Origin of the sequence: Amycolatopsis aidingensis, assembly GCF_018885265.1 — a bacterium.
Taxonomy (GTDB): Bacteria; Actinomycetota; Actinomycetes; order Mycobacteriales; family Pseudonocardiaceae; genus Amycolatopsis; species Amycolatopsis aidingensis.
The window spans coordinates 5,262,892-5,281,566 of the sequence record NZ_CP076538.1; the positions used below are offsets into that span (position 1 = coordinate 5,262,892).

The following is an 18,675-nucleotide window of genomic DNA, read 5'->3' on the forward strand; positions in this document are numbered from 1 at the left end:
CGCGGGTAGCGCGAGGCGGCGTTATCGAATCGGGACAGGGCAAGCGGCCGAATGCCGTAACGGGATGGTCCTTCCTCTCGACTAGGCCACCAGTATCGGGACGGGTGCGGCAGGAACGAGAGGCGATAATGTCAGCGCGGAACAATGGGAAAAAGACTTTCCGGGTTCGAGGCGGGCGGAGTTTCCACCTCAAACTGGTGGCGCTGATGGTCTTCACCTCGCTTCTCGTCTTCTCGCCCGCCGCGGAGGCCGAGGACCCCTGTGCGGCGCCGGTGGAGAATCCCGTCGCCTGCGAGAACACCAAACCCGGTACCCAGAACTGGATGGTGGAGGGGCTGGACGACTCGATCGCCGGCTTCACCACCGATATCAGCACCACCCAGGGCGGCCGGGTCGACTTCAAGATCAAGACCAGCGCGCCGTCGATCAGGGTGGACATCTTCCGCCTCGGGTACTACGGCGGAACCGGTGCCCGGCATGTGGACTCGGTGCTGCGCAACACCCCGCAGATCCAGCCGGAGTGCCTGTTCATCGCGGAGACCGGTATGACCGACTGCGGTAACTGGGCGGTCACCGCGAGCTGGGACGTCCCTGCGGACGCGGTCTCCGGCATCTACTACGCGGTACTGCACCGCAACGACACCCAGGGTGAGAACGAGATCGCGTTCGTGGTGCGGGACGACGCCAGCACCTCCGACATCCTGATGCAGACCTCGGACTCCACCTGGCACGCCTACAACCGCTACGGCGGCAACAGCCTGTACTACGGGACCGGACCAGGGCCGCAGGGCTCCGGGTACGCGGTCAGCTACAACCGCCCGCTGTTCGAGCCCGGCGAGGAGAACTTCATCTTCAACGCCGAGTACCCGATGGTGCGCTTCCTCGAAGCGAACGGCTACGACGTGAGCTACACCACCGATGTGGACACCGCGCGCCGCGGCCACCTGATCCAGAACCACAAGGTGTTCATGCCCGTAGGCCATGACGAGTACTGGTCGAACGAGCAACGGGACAATGTGGAGGCAGCGAAGGCCGCCGGCGTGCACATGGCGTTCCTGACCGGTAACGAGGTGTTCTGGAAGACCCGCTGGGAGCCGAGCGCCGACTCCTCCGGCACCCCGTGGCGAACCGTGGTCTGCTACAAGGAAACCAAGCACAACGCCAAGATCGACCCCAGCCCGGAGTGGACGGGCACCTGGCGGGACCCGAGGTTCAGCCCGCCTTCGGACGGCGGCAGGCCGGAGAACGCGCTGCTCGGCAACATCTTCACGGTGAACGGCAGGCGGGACGACTCGCTCACCGTGCCCGCGGCCTTCGGCAAGATGCGGCTGTGGCGGCACACCTCGCTGCAGGGACTCCCCGCCGGGGGCAGCTACAGCTTCGCGCCGGGCACGCTGGGCTACGAGTGGAACTCGGTGGAGGACAACGGGGCCCAGCCGGCTGGGGTGGCCCAGCTCTCCCGCACCACGGTCGAGATGGATGGGCAGTACATCCTGCAGAACTACGGCGACGTGTACGGGCCCGGCACCAAGACGCACGCGCTGACCCTCTACCGGGACCAGATCAGCGGCGCGCTGGTGTTCGGCGCGGGCACGGTGCAGTGGGCCTGGGGTCTGGATGACGAGCACGCCTTCCAGACCGGCAGCCCCACCTCGGACGTGCGGATCCAGCAGGCCACGGTGAACCTGCTGGCGGATATGGGCGTCCAGCCCGCAACCCTGCGGGCGGGGCTGACCCAGGCGAACCCCAGCCTCGACGCCCTCGCCCCGGCGGTGGACATCACGAACGCGCCGCCGACCACGGTGGGCGAGAACTACACCTTCTCCGGCACCGTGGCCGACACCCTGGGCGAGGTGGCCGGGGTCGAGGTCTCGGTCGACGACGGCGCCAGCTGGCACCCCGCCGACTGGACCGCGGGTAGCGGCGCCTGGAGCTACACCTACACCCCCGCTGTCTCCGGTACCCCGCAGGTTCAGGTCCGGGCGGTGGACGACTCGGCGAACCTGTCCGCCCCGGCCTCGGCCACCATCACGGTCAACCCGCGAACCTGCCCCTGCAGCATCTGGACCGACACCGCCACACCCGACCTCCCCGACGCCGGCGACGGCAGCGCGGTGGAGCTGGGCGTGAAGTTCCGCTCGCACACCGCCGGTTACGTCCGCGGGGTCCGCTTCTACAAGAGCACGGCCAACACCGGCACGCACACCGGCTCACTGTGGACCGCCGACGGGCAGCTGCTCGGCACCGGAACCTTCAGCGGGGAGACGGCCAGCGGCTGGCAGACCCTCACGCTGCCGACCTCGGTGCCGGTGGCGGCGGACACCACCTATGTCGTGTCCTACTTCGCCCCGAACGGGCACTACGCCGCGGACAACTTCTACTTCACCGGCAAGGAGGAGTTCCTGGACCCGCTGACCGCGCTGCAAAGCGGGGTGGAAGGGCTGAACGGGGTGTACCGCGCGGGCAGTTCCGGGTTCCCCACGCAGAGCTACCAGGACACCAACTACTGGGTGGACGTGGTCTGGGGACCGGATCCCGGGCCGGACACCAGGGCACCGGAGGTACTCGAACACGCGCCGGTCACCGGGGACAGCTCGGTGGCGCCGGACGCCGCGCCCTCGGTCGGCTACGACGAGGCCGTGGTGCCGGAGTCGGTGGACTTCACCCTCACCCACGCGGGCGGCACGGTCCCCGGAACCGTCTCGGTCACGGAGGGCGAGGTCACCTTCACCCCCGGGACCGAGCTCAGCCCGGCCACCAGCTACACCGCGACCGTCACCGCCGAGGACGCCGCGGGCAACCCGGCCGCCACGGAGACCTGGAGCTTCACCACCGGATCTCCCCGGCCGGCCAGCTGCCCCTGCACCATCTGGGACGACTTCACGCACCCGGTGAACAAGGCAGATCCGCACGACTCCTCGCCGGTGGAGCTGGGCACCAAGGTGCGCTTCGACGGCAAGGGCGAGGTGCTGGGCGTGCGCTTCTACAAGGGCACCGGTAACACCGGGACGCACACCGGGTCATTCTGGTCGGCGAGCGGGCAGTTGCTCGCCACCGGAACCTTCACCGGCGAGACCGCCGCAGGCTGGCAGGCCCTGACCTTCACCGAACCGGTCGAGGTCCAGGCGAACACCACCTATGTGGTCTCCTACTACGCGCCCAACGGGCACTACGCGGGGGATAACGGCTACTTCGCGGACTCCGGCGCGGCCTACGGCGGGATCAACGCGCTCGCCGACGGGGTGGAGGCAGGAAACGGCGTCTACCGCTACGGGGCGGGCGGCGGGTTCCCCACCGCCTCCTGGGGCGCCAGCAACTACTGGGTGGACGTGATCTACCGCAACGGGCTGAACGGGGACACCACCCCGCCGCAGATCACCGGGCGCACCCCGGGCCCCGGCGCGGCCGATGTCGAGCTGAACACCGCGGTGACCGTCTCGTTCACCGAACCGGTCGACCCGGCCAGCGCCCAGTTCGCGCTGACCGATCCCGGTGGGGCCGAACTGGGCGGGGAGCTGACCCTCTCGGCCGACGAGCACACGGTCACCTTCACCCCCTCGGCCCGGCTGGCCGCGGGAACCAGCTACGGAGTCAGCATCAAGATCGCCGACGTGAACGGCGTCCCGATGCCGGAGCCGGAGACCTGGTCGTTCACCGCGACCGGCACGCAGGCCTGTCCGTGCTCGCTGTTCAGCGCGGCCACCCTGCCCACCACGCCCTCCGCCGATGATCCCGGCTCTTACGAGCTCGGCGTCCGGTTCAGCTCCTCGGTCGCCGGCACGGTCACCGGAGTGAAGTTCTACAAGGGCACGGGCAACACCGGGACGCACACCGGTTCACTGTGGACGGACAGCGGCCAGCTGCTGGCCACCGGAACCTTCACCGGGGAGACCGCGACCGGCTGGCAGACCCTGACCTTCGACACACCGGTGCCGATCCAGGCAGGGCAGGATTACATCGCCTCCTACACCGCGCCGAACGGCCACTACGCGGCGGACGCTTTCTACTTCGAGCAGACCGGGGTGACCAGCAACCCGCTGTCCGCCCCGGCGACCGGCTCGGGCACCGCCAACGGGGTGTACAACGCCGGGCCCGGGTTCCCCACCTCCACCTTCCGGGGTGGTAACTACTGGGTCGATGTCGTGTTCCAGGAAGGCATATGAGTAGGCCGCTGTTCGTGGTGGTGTCCGGGGTGACCTGGGACGGGGTGAAGGGGTCGGAGCGGCAGCTCGCCGAGGCGCTGCGCGCGCATGCGGATGTGCTGTGGGCCGACCCGCCGGTCTCCCCGGCCACCCCGGACCGCTATCGCGGGGTGGCGGGTGCGGGCAGGCAGTGGCACCCGCGGCTGGCCCGTACCGGGGAGAACATCCTGCGGCTCACCCCGGTCGCCCTGCCCGGGCTGACCAGGCCGGGCATCCGGGCCACGACCTGGCCGCTGGTGCGTGCCCAGCTGCGGTGGGCGCTGCGGCTGGTGGGCCGGACCCCGGCGGCGGTGCTCGGCTGCTCGCCGCATGACGTACTGGGCCGGTGGGGGCCCGGGGTGGTGAACGTGCTGTACGGCACCGACGACTGGGTGGCCGGTGCGGAGCTGATGCGGCTGGACCCGGCGCGGGTGGCCGCCGAGGAGCGGGCGGCGCTGCGCAACGCGGACCTGGTGCTCACGGTCAGCCCCGAACTCGCCGACCGCTGGCGCGAGCTGGGCGCCGACCCGGTGCTGTTCCCGAACGGTTGCGATCCGCAGGCCTACGCCGAGATCGAGCGGCGCACCCCGATACCGCTGCCGCCGGGGTTTCCCCAGCCGGTGGCCGGGCTGTCCGGACAGCTGTCCGACCGGATCGACCTCGCGCTGCTGGAGGCGGTCGCGGACCGCGGGATCGGCCTGCTGCTGGCCGGGCCACGGGACCCGGACTGGCAGCTAGGACGACTCGACGCCCTGCTGGCACGGGAGAACGTGCACCACACCGGCCCGCTGCCGCATGCCGAGCTGCTCGACGTGCTCGCCCGGTTCGACGTGGGCCTCACCCCCTACGCCGACACCCGGTTCAACCGCGCCTCCTTCCCGCTGAAGACCCTCGAGTACCTGGCGGCAGGCAAGCCGGTGGTGAGCACCGCGCTGCCGGCCAGCACCCGGCTGCGGGCGGAAACCGACCAGGTGTGGCTGGCCACGCGGCCCGCGGAGTTCGCGGCCGCGGTGGCGGAGGCTGCCACCGCGGCGGCTCCGGATGCGGTGGCGCAACGTCGGGCGGTCGCGCGGCGATATTCCTGGGCGGCGCGGGCGGCGGAACTGATGGAGCTGACGGCACGATGTGCACAACCCGCTCAGGTAAGTCACAGACTCAGGTAAGTCACAGAAAGGGGTTCTGACGTGATTCCGGTAATGCGACCGGTGCTCGGCGAGGAGGAGGCGCAGGCCGTCGCCGATGCGGTGCGTTCCGGCTGGGTGGCGCAGGGCCCCAGGGTGGCCGCGTTCGAGAAGGAGTTCGCGGCGCGGGTCGGTGCCCGGCACGGGGTGGCCGTCTCCTCCTGCACCACGGCACTGCACCTGGCGCTGCACGCGCTGGGCACCGGCCGCGGCGGTGCGGCGGACGAGGTGGTGGTGCCCTCGTTCAGTTTCATCGCCACCGCGAACGCGGTCCGCTACTGCGGTGCGACCCCGGTGTTCGCCGATGTGGACGAGGAGACCGGCAACCTGACGCCGGAGTCGGTCGCCGCGGTGCTGACCGAGCGCACCCGGGCGGTGCTGGCCGTGCACCAGGGCGGTATGCCAGCCGATGTGGACGCGCTGCGGGCCGCCTGCGGGGACATCCCGGTGCTGGAGGACGCGGCCTGCGCGGTGGGGTCGGTCTACCGGGACCGGCCGGTCGGGCAGGGGGCCCCGATGGCGGCCTGGTCCTTCCACCCGCGCAAGCTGCTCACCACCGGTGAGGGCGGCATGATCACCACCGACGATCCGGAGCTGGCGGCTCGGCTGCGCAGGCTGCGCGAGCACGGGATGAGCGTTTCGGCCGCGGACCGGCACGCCGCCGAGGTGGCGATCGTGGAGGAGTACCTCGAGCCGGGGTTCAACTACCGGATGACCGACATCCAGGCCGCGCTCGGCCTGGTGCAACTGGGCAGGCTGGCGGAGATGATCGCGCGGCGCAGGGAGCTGGCCGCCCGGTACCACGAGCTGTTGGCGGGGCTGCCGGGGATCCGGCCGGTACGGGATCCGGAGTACGGCAGGACGAACTACCAGAGCTTCTGGGTGCGGGTGAGCGAGGACGTGCCGGTGCGGCAGGGCGAGCTGCTGACCCTGCTGGCCGCCGAAGGGGTCTCCGCACGGCGCGGGATCATGGCCGCGCATCTGGAACCCGCCTATGCCGGGCATCCGCACGTCCCGCTGCCGGTGACCGAGCGGCTGACGCGTGGTTCGGTGATCCTTCCACTGCACCACGAGCTGTCCGAACAGGAACAACGGCACGTGGTGGACGTACTGGCCAGGGCCGTGGACCCGGCGCTCACCCGATGACCCCGCGGCCGCTGCTGCTGCTGGGCGCGGGCGGGCTGGCCAGGGAGGCCCTGGCGGCCGTCCGTGCGCTGCCGGAGCAATGGCAGCCGTTGGGCGCGCTGGACGACGACCCGGCGCGGCACGGGGCCCTGTTGGACGGGCTGCCGGTGCTCGGCGGCACCCAGCTCGTGCACGAGCACCCGGATGCCGCCGTGCTCGCCTGCGTGGCGAACGCGCGGCGACCGCGGGGCAGGGCGGAACTGGTGCGGCGGCTGGGCCTTCCGCACGCGCGCTGGGCCAGCGTGGTGCACCCGGCCTGCAGCCTGGCGCCCGGGGTCGAGGTCGGCGCCGGTGCGCTGCTGCTGGCGGGCGTGGTGGTCACCGCCCCGCAGCGGATCGGTGCGCATGTGGTCGCCATGCCGCATGTCCTGCTCACCCACGACGACGAGGTCGGGGACTTCGCCACCCTCGCAGGGCGTGCCACCCTCGCCGGAGGTGTCCGGTTAGGACAGTCCGCATATGTGGGTCAGGGCGCCCTGCTCAGGGAGTACACCAGCATCGGCGAGGCCGCCGTGATCGGCATGGGCGCGGTGGTGCTGACCGACGTCCCACCAGGCCAGACCTGGGCCGGCAACCCCGCAGGCCCTCTCCCTACCGACGAGAGACGACCGGATGAGGTGCGATGAGGATCCTGGTGTACCCGCACGCGATGGAGATCGGCGGGTCGCAGCTCAACGCGGTCCAGCTGGCCGGGGCGGTGCGTGACCTCGGGCACCGGGTCACCGTGCTGTCCGAGCCAGGCCCGCTGGTGCGGACGGTGCACGAGCTGGGCCTGCCGCACGTTCCGATCCCGGCGCAGCGCAGGCGTCCCTCCCCCGCCGTGGCCCGCCTGCTGGCCAAGGTGGTCGCCGCCCGCGATATCGACGTGGTGCACGGGCACGAGTGGCCGCCGGTGCTGGAGGCCTTCGCCGGGGCCTGCCTGCACCGCGGGGCCGCCGTGGTGGGCAGCGTGATGTCCATGTCGGTGGTGCCGTTCTTCCCGCGCACCGTGCCGCTGCTGGTCGGCACCGAGCAGATCCGGCAGGCGGCCGTCGCGGCCGGGCACCAACGGGTCGGGCTGCTCGAACCGCCGGTGGACACCGACAGCGATCACCCCGGCGTGGACGGCGCGGCCTTCCGGGCCGAACACGGCCTCGCGCCCCGGGTTCCGCTGGTGGCGATGGTGTGCAGACTGGTGCCGGAGCTCAAGCTGGAAGGGCTGCTGGCGGCCTGCGACGCCGTCGGCGAACTCGCCCGCACCGGGCACGAGGTCCAGCTGGTCATCGTCGGCGACGGGCGAAGCAGGGAGGAGGTGGCGGCCAGGGCCGAACGCGCCAACGCCGCCGCCGGGGCCAGGGTGGTCACGCTGACCGGCGAGATCGCCGACCCGCGCCCGGCGTACGCGGCCGCGGACATCCTCATCGGGCAGGGCGGTTCCGCGCTGCGCGGGATGTCCTTCGGCAAGCCGCTGGTGGTGATCGGCGAGCAGGGGTACAGCGAGCTGCTCACCCCGGACTCCGCGGACACCTTCCTGCGGGCGGGCTGGTACGGGCAGGGCCCCGGCTCCCTCGGCGGCGGGGTGCCTGCGTTGCGGGACGCGCTGGCGGGGCTGCTCACCGCGCCGGGCCTGCGCGCCGAACTCGGTGGGTACGCCCGCGAGCTGGTGCTGCGGCGGTTCAGCCTGCGCAACGCCGCCACGCTGCTGGAGCGCGAGTACCGGGCCGCGAGCACCGATCCGGTCGCCCGCCCGCGGCAGGCCCGCGACGCCGCGCGGGCCGCGGCCACCCTGCTCCGCTACAAGATCATGCGCAAGTACCAGGGCCTGCGCGGCACGGTCCGGACCGATGACGCGAACGCCACGCCCGTGCTGGCGGCAGCGCGGGACCGGAAGGAGGCAGGATGACCGGCATACCACTCGTCGACCTCGGCGCGCAGCACGAGCAGGTCGCCGAGGAAGTCAGCGCGGGCTGGGCGGATGTGCTCAAGTCCACCGCGTTCATCGGCGGCCCCCAGGTGGCCACCTTCGAGACCGAGTTCGCCGAGTACTCCGGGGTGCGGCACTGCGTAGGGGTCGGCAACGGCACCGACGCGCTGGAGCTGGCGCTGCGCGCCATCGGCCTGGAACCTGGCAGCGACCGCAACGAGTGCGTACTGCCCGCGAACACCTTCATCGCGACCGCGGAGGCCGTGGTCCGCGCGGGTGGGCGCCCGGTGCTCGTGGACTGCGCCGAGGACACCGGGCTGATCGACGTGGACGCGCTGGCCGCGGTGCTCGGCCCGCGCACCCGCGCGGTCATCCCGGTCCACCTGTACGGCCAGACCGCGCCGGTGGAACGGATCCGGCCGCTGGCGTGGGAGGCGGGAGCCGCGGTCGTCGAGGACGCCGCGCAGGCCCAGGGAGCGCGGCGGCACGGGGTGTGCGCGGGCGGGCTCGGTGATGTGGCTGCGACCAGCTTCTATCCCGGCAAGAACCTCGGCGCCTACGGCGACGGCGGCGCGGTGCTCACCAGCGACCCCGAACTGGCGAGCCGGGTCCGGCTGCTGCGCGAGCACGGGTCACCGCGCAAGTACGAGCACACCGAGATCGGTTTCAACAGCAGGCTGGACACCCTGCAGGCGGTGGTGCTCTCGGCGAAGCTGCGCAGGCTGCCCAACTGGAACGCCGCGCGCCGCACCGCGGCCGCCCGCTACGCCCGGCTGCTGAGCCGGCTACCCGCGGTGCGCGGGCCGGTGGTGCTGGAGGGCAACGAGCCGGTGTGGCACCTGTACGTGGTGCGGGTACCCAACCGCGACCGGGTGCTGGAACAGCTGCGGGCCGAGGGCATCGGGGCCGGTATCCACTACCCCACCCCGCTGCACCTCACCGGGGCGTTCGGCAGGCTCGGGCACGGTGAGGGCGATTTCCCGGTCGCCGAGCGGATGGCTGGCGAACTGCTTTCCCTCCCGCTGTTCCCGGAAATCACCGGGGCACAGCAGGAACGGGTGATCGAGGTACTTGGCGAAGCGCTGGAGGAGACATCGTGACCAGGGTGGCGGCCGGGGTGCGGGTGCACCCGAACGGGCTGTGCGAAAGTGCCGAGGTCGGCGCGGGCACGCGGGTGTGGGCGTTCGCGCACGTGCTGCCCGGCGCGCGGGTCGGGCAGGACTGCAACATCTGCGACGGTGCCTTCATCGAGAACGACGCCGTGCTCGGCGACCGGGTGACGGTGAAGAACGGAACCCTGGTGTTCGCCGGGGTCACCTGCGAGGACGAGGTGTTCCTCGGGCCGAACGTGCTGTTCACCAACGACCTGCGGCCGCGCGCGCACATCCGCAAGGGGCCGGAAGAACTGGTGTCCACTGTGGTCCGACGAGGTGCCTCGCTCGGCGCCGGAACCGTTGTGGTGTGCGGGATCGAGATCGGCGAGTACGCCTTCGCCGCGGCCGGGTCGGTGCTCACCCAGCCGGTTCCAGCGCATGCCTTCGTGGCGGGCAACCCGGCACGGCACAAGGGCTGGGTGTGCCACTGCGGGCTGCGCCTCGACGAGGAGCTGCGCTGCGCCGAATGCGGGACCTCCTACACCCGCGCCGAATCCGGCCTGCGGCCCAAAAACCCCTGAACGTGGCGTTCGCGACGTCAGGTGTCTCAAAAGTGCCGTTCGCAACCTTGAACGTCCGGAAAGCCACGTTCAGGGCGCTGCCGGCAGGACTGGTTGGCGGAGCACGGTTCTCAGCTTCGCGGGGTCGGTCCTGCGGGGGTCGCCGAGATAGACCTCGTGGTGAAGTCCCGTCAGCGTCAGGCCGTTGCCGGGCACGTACTCCTCGTGCAGGGTGGCGAGCAGCGGGGCCTCCTCGTCGTACGAGCCGATGTGCAGGACCTGGGCGCAGGTGCCCTCGCGCAGGACCTCGAGGCGGACGTGCGCGATCGCGGGTTGCTTCTTCTTCGCCAGCGCGGCGTCGACGGCTTCCCGCACCTGGTCCGCGGTCACCCAGTCCGGCTGGTTGATCAGCATGCGCCAGTGCCAGGACTCCTTGGCCCTGGTGATGAACACCGTCGGGTCCGGCGCCCACCACAAGCCTTCCAGCGGGCCGACGACGAAGTCCCTGCCCGCGCGTTTACCGGCGAACTTCACCGTGTACGCCACGGCGTACAACGCCGCCACGGCCTGCGCGTAGTCCGGTGAGGTGTTCGGGTCGCCAGCACCGTCGATCGCGAGGAACTGCTGGGGCGGCACCTCCACCAGTGCCCACTCGCGGTTCTTAGGAGCGTAGAGCTCCTTCAGCTCACGCTTCACGTCGTACGGCATCGAGCTCTCCTCGGTATGCGGCGAGCCACTTCTGCTCGGCTTCGAGCTGGGTGAGTGAGTAATCGAAGATGGCGCGGACGAACGGCGGCGCCTCCGGCCGGGCGGCCGCACGGATCTCCGCGATCTTGTCCGCCAGCGCCTCCGCTCGCCGCGCCAGCGCGGCATGCAGCCGCTCCGGTGGGATCATCGACTGGTTCGCCAGGCCGACGAGTACCGGCGGGAACACCGGCCGGAGCGTGCCGATCGCCTCCTCCGCGGCCGCGGCGCAGGCGCGGAAACCATCCGGGGTCGGGCCGAACACCTTGCGAGCCTTGCCGCGCGCGGGCTCACCCGTCTCGGCGATCAGGCCGCGATCGCGAAGCTTCGTGAGCAGGTAGTAGATCGAGCTGAAGCCGATCTCGGTCCACTCCCGCATGCCGCGGGCCGTGATGACCTCCTCCAGCTGGTAGCCGTGACGTGGCTGCTCCGCCAGCAAGCCGAGGAGCGTCAGTTCGGCCGCGGTCAGATCCATCTGAGTATTCTAGCACTAGAGTATGGGGCGCGCGTCCGGCCGCACGGTCACTCCCGGACCGGCTCCTAGCCGAACTCCCGGAGCTTGCGGCGCAGCGGCCAGACGAAGGGCAGGTACACCAGCCCGCTCAGGCCGAGCCCCGCGACCAGCAGTACCCAGGAGGGTTCCAGCAGGACGCGCAGCAGCACCAGCACCGCGGCCACCGCGAGCGCGCCGAGCGCGGGACGCAGCACCGAGCCCGCGAGCAGCCGTACCGAGATGCCGGTGCGGGCGACCACCAGGGTGTAGACCGGCAGCACCAGCAGCACCGCCACCCCGGCGTGCGCCAGCGCCACCCCCTGGATGCCGCCGAGCAGGGCACCCACCGGCAGCGCCGCACCGAGGGCCGCCAGCCAGCCGCCCTGCAGCCACATGGTGGCGCGGGACTTGCCGAGCGCGACGAGGAAGTCGTAGTAGAGCTCGCCGAAAACCCTGACCGCGCCGAGGATCGCGAGGAACTGCAGGGCCGCGGCCGAACCGGCCCACGGCTGCCCGTACACGGTGGTCACCAGCGGCAGTGCGAGCAGCCCGAGCACCACACAGGCGGGCAGGGTCGGCACGGCGAGCAGCATCGCCATTCGGCCGAGGGTGGCCTGCCGCTGCGCCGGATCCTCCTGCACCCGCGCGAAGGCCGCAAGGGACACCCTGCGCACCACCAGGGAGAACACGTTGACCGGCCAGCTCGCCAGGTTGAAGGCCTGCAGGTACAGGCCGAGCGCCGCGGCCCCGAGCACCCGCCCGGTCACCACGTAGTCGATGTTCAGCATGCCGAACACCAGCAGGCTGGCCCCGGCCAGCGGCAGGCCGAAGCGCAGCAGCCGCCCGAGGTAGCGGCGGTCGAAGCCGGGGCGTGGCCACATCCCGGCCAGCCGGAACAGCACCAGCGCGGACAGCACGTTGCCGACCAGCTGGCCCCAGGCCAGGCTCCACGGACCGTGCCCGGTGGCCGCGAGGCCGACCGTGACCCCGGTGGTGATCAGCAGGTTGGCGAGGTCGACCAGCAGCCGCACTCCCTGCCGGAACTGCCGGTTCACCAGCTGTTCCGGGGTGGCGGTGAGGCCGTCGATCAGCACCAGCACGCACAGCAGCCGGATCACCCCGGTGGCCTCTGGTGCCTCCAGCGCGTCGGCGAACAGTGGCGCGCCGAAGAAGCAGGCCAGGTACATCAGCCCGCTGGAGACCAGTGAGATGGTGGTGACCGTGGGGGCGATCCGCATCGGGTCGCCCGGCCAGCGCACCAGCGCCAGGCTGACCCCGAGCTCGTTCAACGACAGCACCGCGGTCAGTGCCACCAGCGCGACCGCGTAGACACCGAAGTCCTCCGGCGTGAGCAGCCGGGCCAGCACGATCCCGGTGACGAAGGTGCCGAGCTTGCTGATCACGGTGTTCAGTGCGCTCAGGCTCAGCGCCTTGCGGATCGGCGCACGGCCGGAGGGTGCCTGTTCGGCGGGGTCCGCTTCGGTCCCGGCGGTCACGACCTCGTCCTCCCGCGCAGCAGATTGGTCACCGCGGATGCGGCGAGCAGGATCGTCAGCCCGTCCAGTGGCACCCGGAACCGCAGCCGGGTGAAGAACACCGCCAGCAGCAGCACGTTCAGCACGATCAGCACCGCGGCCAGCTTCTCCTCGGCGGCCAGCGGACGGCGGCGAGCGGCGAGCACCCGCCCCACCGCCAGCGCCAGTACCGGGTAGTAGGTGACGGCCAGCAGCAGGTCCGCCGCGCTCCCGCCCTGCCCCGAGGTGGCCACCTCGCTGCTGAAGGCGAAGTTGTTCGCCACCTTCCCCAGGTACAGCACGGCCGCCTCATCCGGATGCTCGGTGATCCAGTCGATCGCGCTGTCCTTGAAGTAGTCATTGATGCCGACCTCGTCCAGCCCGAGCTCCTCGGCCCGCCGCGCGTAGGCGGAAATGTCCACATCGGTCCCGCTGCCCGGGGTGGCGTGCTCGCTGTTGCCGAGTAACAGGTTGATCCCGTCGTTGGTGGAGACCGGCACGAAGGCGTTCAGCACCACCGCGTTGCGCACGCACCAGGCCACCGGCAGCACCGCGACCACCACCAGGACGCCGGCGGCCACCCGTAGCGCCGGAAAACGCAATGCCGTCCTGCGGTGGCGCAGCGCCAGCCAGGCCACGATCACCAGCACCGAGGGCGCGAAGTTGGGCACCGTGAGACACAGCAGCCCACCGGCGAGCCCGGCCACCAGCAGGTAGCCGATCCGGCCCGCGCCGGTGCGTTCCACCGCGCGGAGCGCGAACTCCAGGGTGGCAAGCAACAACAGCAACGCGGGTACCTGCGGGTACAGCGTGGTCGCGGTGTAGACCAGCAGCGGATAGCCCGCCGTGCCCACCGCCGCCAGCGCACCGGTGGCCCGCCGGTGCACCCTGCTGCCCAGCCGGTAGGCCAGCCACACGCAGCCGGCCAGGGCCAGCACCCCGACGAACCGCATGGCCAGCACGCTGCCGCCGGTGGCCCAGTGCACCGGGACCAGCAGGAACGGATAGCCCGGGGGGCGGTAGGCGGTGGGCTGCACACCGTCCACGCTGTACCCGAGCCCGGCCGCCACGGACTCGGCGAGCCGGACGTAAACCTCCTCGTCCAGGTAGCGCAGCGCCTCGCCGAGGTAGACGGCATAGCCGCCGGCGACCAGCAGACTCACCAGCACGGCGGCCAGTGCGATCCGGTTGGCATAGCCGTCCAGCAGTCCCAGCAGCCGGGCTCCCCTGCCGGGTGCGTCCGGGACGATCTCTCCGGTCATGTCTGCCCGCCCTTTCCGGGGATCAGCCTGCTGAGCGCGACCCGGACCGTCGGCGGGTCGACGCCTGCGGCCACATGCTCCTGCCGCACCGCGCGCAGCAGCGCGCCCGCCGCACCGCACAGCAGGAAACTCAGCGTGGTGGCCATCGGGAAGGCGAGCAGGTCGAAGGTGGCCGCCCCCAGTGCCAGCACCGACAGCGAGGCCACCAGGGTCAGCGCCAGGTCGCGGACATGAGGGTTACGGCTCATTCCCCTGGCCCGCAGCGCGGCGTAGGCGCCGATGACGAAAATCCCCAGCAGGGCGAACAACCCGATGAACCCGTTCTGTACCAAGGTTCCGAGGTACTGGTTGTCCAGCGGCCCGTACTTGCCGGGCAGGTAGGTACCCAGCCCCCGGCCCAGCAGCGGATGTTTCGCGATCTCCACGGCGGCCACCGCGTAGTCGTCGGTACGGGCGGTGATGCTGCTGTCGTTGCCGATCTCGGCGAACAACCCGTACAGGGTGCCCATCAGCCCCGGCACCAGGAATCGCATCAGCACCACGAAGGCCGTGCCGACCACCAGTGCCTGGATCCGCCGCTTCCCCGGCCAGCCGATCAGCAGCACGATCGCCGCCAGGGCGAGGCCGAGCATGGCCGAGCGGGACAGCGACATCATCGCGCCGCAGGAGATCAGGGCAAGGCAGATCCACCAGCGCCGGGAGGGCGTGTGCCTGGCCTGCGCGGTGAAAGCGTAGTGCGCGGCCAGCGGCATCCCGACCGCGCACACCACCCCGAACTCGATCGGGTGACCGGTGGTTCCGGCCGGGCGGCGCAGGTCGGCCCGCTCGAGCACGAAGTCGTCCTGGGTCACCGCCTGCAGCCCGGGCAGGTTCAGGTACTCGGTCAGGTCGATTCCGGTGAGGAACTGCAGGATCCCGATCACCGCGACCACGGTGATCAGCCCGAGGATCGTCTTCAGCACCAGTTCCAGCCTGGCCAGGCCGCGGATCCCGTCGCAGGCGGCCAGCCCGGCCATGGCGGCCCCCATCATCAGCACGATGGTGCGGTCCGCGCTGTCCAGCTCGTCGGCTGGCAGGTAGTGCATGGTGGCGTAGCCGTAGGTGGCGAGCTGGCTGACGATGAAAAGGAACAGCGCGCTGCGGGCGGCGTTGCGCCCCTTCGCGGTGTTCAGTGTGTTGACGAGGTGGCCGCAGAACCACAGCAACCCGAGGCCGAGCCCGCAGACCGTGGCCGGAGTGATCGACATCGGAATGCCGGAAAGCACCAGCCGGGCGGGAATCAGCAGGGCCACTGCGGCGTAGAGACAGACCAGGGTGGCGCCGTCCGCGCGCTGTACCGCGCCCCCGGGCTCCCGGACAGCCATCGTGACCGCCTACTGGTTGCCGTCACGGGGCGCGGGCCGGGAGGATTTGGGCACCGAACGCATGGTCACCGTCGCCTCGCCATTGCCGCGCTCGTCGCTGCCCGGCGCTCTCCCTGCCTGCCCGGAATCGTCCTTTGTGGCCGGAGAACCACGACGGCGCCGATGCTGTTGGTGACTCTCGTACCCGTAGGCTGCGGTCAACCCGGCGATCAACCCCAGAAACAGGGCAACCGCGGCAAACCGGAACTTTCCGCCGACGAGCTCCTCCGGCGGAGTGGGATTGATCACCGGGTCGGCGCGGATGTAGGTGGACTCCGGGGCTTCCAGCGCCTCCTGCCGGGTGCGCAGCTCCTCGCGCGCGCGATCCAGCACCTGGGTCACCGTGCGGGTGGCGCCCTCCGGGGTCGGGCTGGTGGCCACCACCACGATGAACGGCCCGGACAGCTGGCCGTTGCCCACCTCGTAGCTGACCGCGTCCTCGCCGTCACCGGTGAACTGCTCGGCGGTGGCCGGGTCCTGCAGGGTCTCGATGAGGATCTGCGCGCTGGTGGTAAGGCTGGCGTCGAAGGCCAGCAGCGGGTTGATCTTCTCCGCGGGGGTGGGCTCGCCGACGGTGACCCGCGCGCCGGAGGAGGGTGCGGTGAGCACGATCGTGCCGGTGGACTCGTACTGCGGGTCCACCGAGACGTACGCCACGCCGGCGAGGCCGAGCGCCGCCGCGAACACCGGAACCGCGACGTACCACCGGCGCAACAGGATGCGCAGCGTGCTCCAGAAATCCAACGACGCTACTCCGATCAGTGCAAGGTTGCGGCTGCGGTTCACGAGGTTCGCCCCTCGGCAAGGCAATCGGCGAGTCGGCCGAATCGTTACGCCCTGTTGCCAAGATGAGGTAACGCCGACCGCAGTACGGCGATACCGTCTCCACGGGCACACCGTGGCCCGCCGAAGCCAGTGAAGGGGCCAGCCGAATGTACCTGACCCGCGCGAGGCCGGACACCGCCCAGCAGCGCAGCGGGAGCGGAAAACTGCCGGGCACGGTGTTCGCGTTGGGCACGGTCAGCCTGCTCACCGACATTTCCGCCGAGATGATCACGGCGTTCATGCCGGTTTACCTGATCTACACCCTGCAGCTTTCCTATGTCCAATTCGGATTCCTGGACGGGCTGTACAACGGCGCCACGGCCATGCTGCGGCTGGTCGGCGGCTACGTCGCCGACCGGTCGCGCAGGCCCAAGCTGGTGGCACTGACCGGTTACGGTACGTCGACCCTGACCAAGCTGGCGTTCCCCATGGTCGGTGCCTCCGGTTTCGGGATCGGCGCGGTGCTCGCCACCGACCGCGCGGGCAAGGGCCTGCGGACCGCACCGCGGGACGCGCTCATCTCGCTGGCCACCCCGCCGGACCGGCTCGGCAGGGCGTTCGGCGTGCACCGGTCGATGGACACGGTGGGCGCACTGCTTGGCCCGTTGGTCACTTTCTGGATCCTGCACGAACTCGGCAGCGGCTCATCCCCGGTGTTCGTGGTCAGTTTCTGCTTCGCCCTGCTGGGCCTGATCGTGCTGGCCGCCTTCGTCCGGGAACGGGATCCGGGCCCGCGGCGCACCGAGGCTCCGGTGTCCCTGCGCGCCTGTGCCGGCCTGCTGGCCGACCGCAGGATCCGGCGGATCACCCTCGCGGCGGGGCTACTGGGCCTGGTGACCGTGAGCGACGCCTTCGTCTACCTGGTGCTGCAACGCACCACTGGCGTGCCGTTCGAGGTACTCCCGCTGCTGCCGCTTGGCACCGCGCTGGTGTTCCTGCTCGCGGCGACACCGGTGGGCCTGCTGGCCGACCGGATCGGCCGGTGGCCGGTGTTCTTCGCCGGGCATGTCGCGCTGCTCGGCGTCTACCTGCTGCTGCTTCCGGACGGCGGCGGCTACCCGATGCTGGCGGCCGCGCTGGTGCTGCACGGCCTGTTCTACGCCGCGACCGACGGGGTGCTGATGGCCTACGCGGGCCCGCTGGTACCGCAGCGGTTGCGGGCCAGCGGGCTCGCCGTGGTGCAGACCGGGCAGGCGGTGGCCCGGCTGCTGTCCTCGGTGCTGTTCGGCCTGCTGCTCGCCGCCGTCTCGATGGGCTCGGCGGTGCTGATCGTGCTCACCGCCTTCGTGCTCGCACTCACCGGCGCCGCGGTGCTGGTCGGCCGAAAGGGTGATTCTTGAGGGACTGGTTGGCGGCACACCGGATCGCGCTGGGCGTGCTGGCGATCGTGCTCGTCGTGCTGGCAGGCGGGGGTTACGTGGTCGGCGCCGCGCTGGACGGGCCGGCGGAACAGGGCCCGGCCGGCCCGATCGCGCGCGGCGATCTGCTGTACATCGACCTCGCGGGCGGCCAGGATCAGGTCCGCAAGACCCGGCTCGACCGGCCGGACACGCCCGCGGCCGCGACCGGGTTGCGCTGTCAGCGGGTGTACTCGGCAGGCGGGACGACGGTGTGCCTGCGCCTGGCCGGGCCGGGACCGAGTTACGAGGCCGCGGTGCTCGACTCCGGAAACCGGGTGATCCGCACGGTCGGGCTGCCGGGAGTTCCCAACCGCGCCCGCGTCTCGGAGTCCGGCAACATCGTTTCCTGGACGACGTTCGTGACCGGTGACTCCTACCTGACCCCTGGCGGCTTCTCCACCCGGACCGGGGTGCTGGATCTGCGCACCGGGACGCTGGTGGAGTCGCTGGAGGAGTTCGCCACGACGGTGGCCGGTGAACCAATGGTGGCCGTGGACCGAAATTTCTGGGGCGTCACAGTGGCGGCGGACGACCGGACGTTCTACGCGACGCTTGCTTCCCAGAATCGGACCTGGTTGGTAAAAGGCGATCTGACGGCAAGGACGATGCACGACGTGTGGCAGGGGGCCGAATGTCCTTCCCTTTCACCCGATGGCGGTAGAATTGCCTACAAGAAACGGACCAGCAGGCTCGGCCCCTGGGCGCTGGCGGTACTGGACCTGCGCACACGGCAGGAACGGGTGTTGCAGGGCACCGCGGGAATCGACGACCAGGCGGCGTGGTTGAATGCCGATAACCTGGCGTACGGGGGCACACCCGATTCGGGTAAGAAATCAACGATATTCACCGTGCCCGCGGACGGATCGGCACCGCCGGAGGTACTGATCGAGGAAGCCGCGTCACCGGTTCCCCTCCGTTAGGAGCAAATAG

Annotated in this window: 15 protein-coding genes; 9 read left to right on the top strand and 6 right to left on the bottom strand. The window is 70.9% G+C overall.

Annotation, left to right across the window (positions count from 1 at the left end; genetic code table 11):
* The first annotated feature begins 206 nt into the window (after positions 1-206).
* The 7 genes from KOI47_RS23895 to KOI47_RS23925 are packed head-to-tail and all read left to right on the top strand — an operon-like array spanning position 207 to position 10,125.
* The gene (locus KOI47_RS23895; RefSeq protein ID WP_216207624.1) at positions 207-4,163 is read left to right on the top strand and encodes a DUF4082 domain-containing protein; all 3,957 of its coding nucleotides are present in this window, start codon (positions 207-209) and stop codon (positions 4,161-4,163) included.
* Positions 4,160-5,344, top strand: coding sequence for a glycosyltransferase family protein (locus KOI47_RS23900; RefSeq protein WP_216207627.1), 1,185 nt, complete (start codon positions 4,160-4,162; stop codon positions 5,342-5,344). Before KOI47_RS23895 ends, KOI47_RS23900 begins: the two co-directional genes overlap by 4 nt.
* A 21-nt stretch (positions 5,345-5,365) precedes the next feature.
* Positions 5,366-6,508 carry a DegT/DnrJ/EryC1/StrS family aminotransferase gene (locus tag KOI47_RS23905; protein WP_232376204.1) on the top strand — a complete coding sequence of 381 codons (1,143 nt, stop codon included), beginning with the start codon at positions 5,366-5,368 and terminating at the stop codon, positions 6,506-6,508.
* Positions 6,505-7,173 (top strand): NeuD/PglB/VioB family sugar acetyltransferase, encoded by a 669-nt coding sequence (locus KOI47_RS23910; RefSeq protein WP_216207630.1) that lies wholly within the window; start codon positions 6,505-6,507, stop codon positions 7,171-7,173. The genes KOI47_RS23905 and KOI47_RS23910 overlap by 4 nt, the downstream gene beginning before the upstream one ends.
* Positions 7,170-8,429 (top strand): glycosyltransferase family 4 protein, encoded by a 1,260-nt coding sequence (locus tag KOI47_RS23915; protein ID WP_216207633.1) that lies wholly within the window; start codon positions 7,170-7,172, stop codon positions 8,427-8,429. The genes KOI47_RS23910 and KOI47_RS23915 overlap by 4 nt, the downstream gene beginning before the upstream one ends.
* Positions 8,426-9,550: a DegT/DnrJ/EryC1/StrS family aminotransferase gene (locus KOI47_RS23920; protein ID WP_216207636.1), complete on the top strand. Its 1,125-nt coding sequence runs from the start codon at positions 8,426-8,428 to the stop codon at positions 9,548-9,550. The genes KOI47_RS23915 and KOI47_RS23920 overlap by 4 nt, the downstream gene beginning before the upstream one ends.
* A complete protein-coding gene (locus KOI47_RS23925; protein ID WP_232376205.1) occupies positions 9,547-10,125 on the top strand; it encodes an acyltransferase in 579 nt (192 codons plus the stop codon). The genes KOI47_RS23920 and KOI47_RS23925 overlap by 4 nt, the downstream gene beginning before the upstream one ends.
* Before the next feature lie 69 nt (positions 10,126-10,194).
* Here the strand turns inward: KOI47_RS23925 and KOI47_RS23930 are convergent, their stop codons facing one another.
* The 6 genes from KOI47_RS23930 to KOI47_RS23955 form a co-directional block, all read right to left on the bottom strand.
* Positions 10,195-10,812: a GyrI-like domain-containing protein gene (locus KOI47_RS23930; RefSeq protein ID WP_216207637.1), complete on the bottom strand. Its 618-nt coding sequence runs from the start codon at positions 10,810-10,812 to the stop codon at positions 10,195-10,197.
* On the bottom strand, positions 10,790-11,323 hold the full coding sequence (locus tag KOI47_RS23935) for a PadR family transcriptional regulator (RefSeq protein ID WP_216207640.1): 534 nt from the start codon (positions 11,321-11,323) through the stop codon (positions 10,790-10,792). Before KOI47_RS23935 ends, KOI47_RS23930 begins: the two co-directional genes overlap by 23 nt.
* A 65-nt stretch (positions 11,324-11,388) precedes the next feature.
* On the bottom strand, positions 11,389-12,837 hold the full coding sequence (locus tag KOI47_RS23940; protein ID WP_216207643.1) for a lipopolysaccharide biosynthesis protein: 1,449 nt from the start codon (positions 12,835-12,837) through the stop codon (positions 11,389-11,391).
* The gene (locus tag KOI47_RS23945; RefSeq protein ID WP_216207646.1) at positions 12,834-14,117 is read right to left on the bottom strand and encodes an ArnT family glycosyltransferase; all 1,284 of its coding nucleotides are present in this window, start codon (positions 14,115-14,117) and stop codon (positions 12,834-12,836) included. The genes KOI47_RS23940 and KOI47_RS23945 overlap by 4 nt, the downstream gene beginning before the upstream one ends.
* The gene (locus KOI47_RS23950; RefSeq protein WP_216207648.1) at positions 14,114-15,481 is read right to left on the bottom strand and encodes an O-antigen ligase family protein; all 1,368 of its coding nucleotides are present in this window, start codon (positions 15,479-15,481) and stop codon (positions 14,114-14,116) included. The genes KOI47_RS23945 and KOI47_RS23950 overlap by 4 nt, the downstream gene beginning before the upstream one ends.
* Before the next feature lie 9 nt (positions 15,482-15,490).
* Entirely contained in the window at positions 15,491-16,264 is a 774-nt protein-coding gene (locus tag KOI47_RS23955; RefSeq protein ID WP_216207651.1) for a YveK family protein, read from the bottom strand.
* Positions 16,265-16,452: 188 nt separating this feature from the next.
* On the opposite strand from KOI47_RS23955, the gene KOI47_RS23960 reads away from it, so the two are divergent.
* Together KOI47_RS23960 and KOI47_RS23965 are read left to right on the top strand one after the other, a co-directional pair.
* On the top strand, positions 16,453-17,685 hold the full coding sequence (locus KOI47_RS23960; protein ID WP_216207654.1) for an MFS transporter: 1,233 nt from the start codon (positions 16,453-16,455) through the stop codon (positions 17,683-17,685).
* Entirely contained in the window at positions 17,682-18,665 is a 984-nt protein-coding gene (locus KOI47_RS23965) for a TolB-like translocation protein (protein ID WP_216207657.1), read from the top strand. Before KOI47_RS23960 ends, KOI47_RS23965 begins: the two co-directional genes overlap by 4 nt.
* The last annotated feature ends 10 nt before the right edge of the window (positions 18,666-18,675 follow it).

Coding starts and splice junctions, on each gene's coding strand:
- KOI47_RS23920 (WP_216207636.1), top strand. CDS start 8,426: ATGACCGGCATACCACTCGTCGACCTCGGCGCGCAGCACGAGCAGGTC.
- KOI47_RS23960 (WP_216207654.1), top strand. CDS start 16,453: ATGTACCTGACCCGCGCGAGGCCGGACACCGCCCAGCAGCGCAGCGGG.
- KOI47_RS23900 (WP_216207627.1), top strand. CDS start 4,160: ATGAGTAGGCCGCTGTTCGTGGTGGTGTCCGGGGTGACCTGGGACGGG.
- KOI47_RS23915 (WP_216207633.1), top strand. CDS start 7,170: ATGAGGATCCTGGTGTACCCGCACGCGATGGAGATCGGCGGGTCGCAG.
- KOI47_RS23935 (WP_216207640.1), bottom strand. CDS start 11,323: ATGGATCTGACCGCGGCCGAACTGACGCTCCTCGGCTTGCTGGCGGAG.
- KOI47_RS23895 (WP_216207624.1), top strand. CDS start 207: ATGGTCTTCACCTCGCTTCTCGTCTTCTCGCCCGCCGCGGAGGCCGAG.
- KOI47_RS23945 (WP_216207646.1), bottom strand. CDS start 14,117: ATGACCGGAGAGATCGTCCCGGACGCACCCGGCAGGGGAGCCCGGCTG.
- KOI47_RS23930 (WP_216207637.1), bottom strand. CDS start 10,812: ATGCCGTACGACGTGAAGCGTGAGCTGAAGGAGCTCTACGCTCCTAAG.
- KOI47_RS23950 (WP_216207648.1), bottom strand. CDS start 15,481: ATGGCTGTCCGGGAGCCCGGGGGCGCGGTACAGCGCGCGGACGGCGCC.
- KOI47_RS23910 (WP_216207630.1), top strand. CDS start 6,505: ATGACCCCGCGGCCGCTGCTGCTGCTGGGCGCGGGCGGGCTGGCCAGG.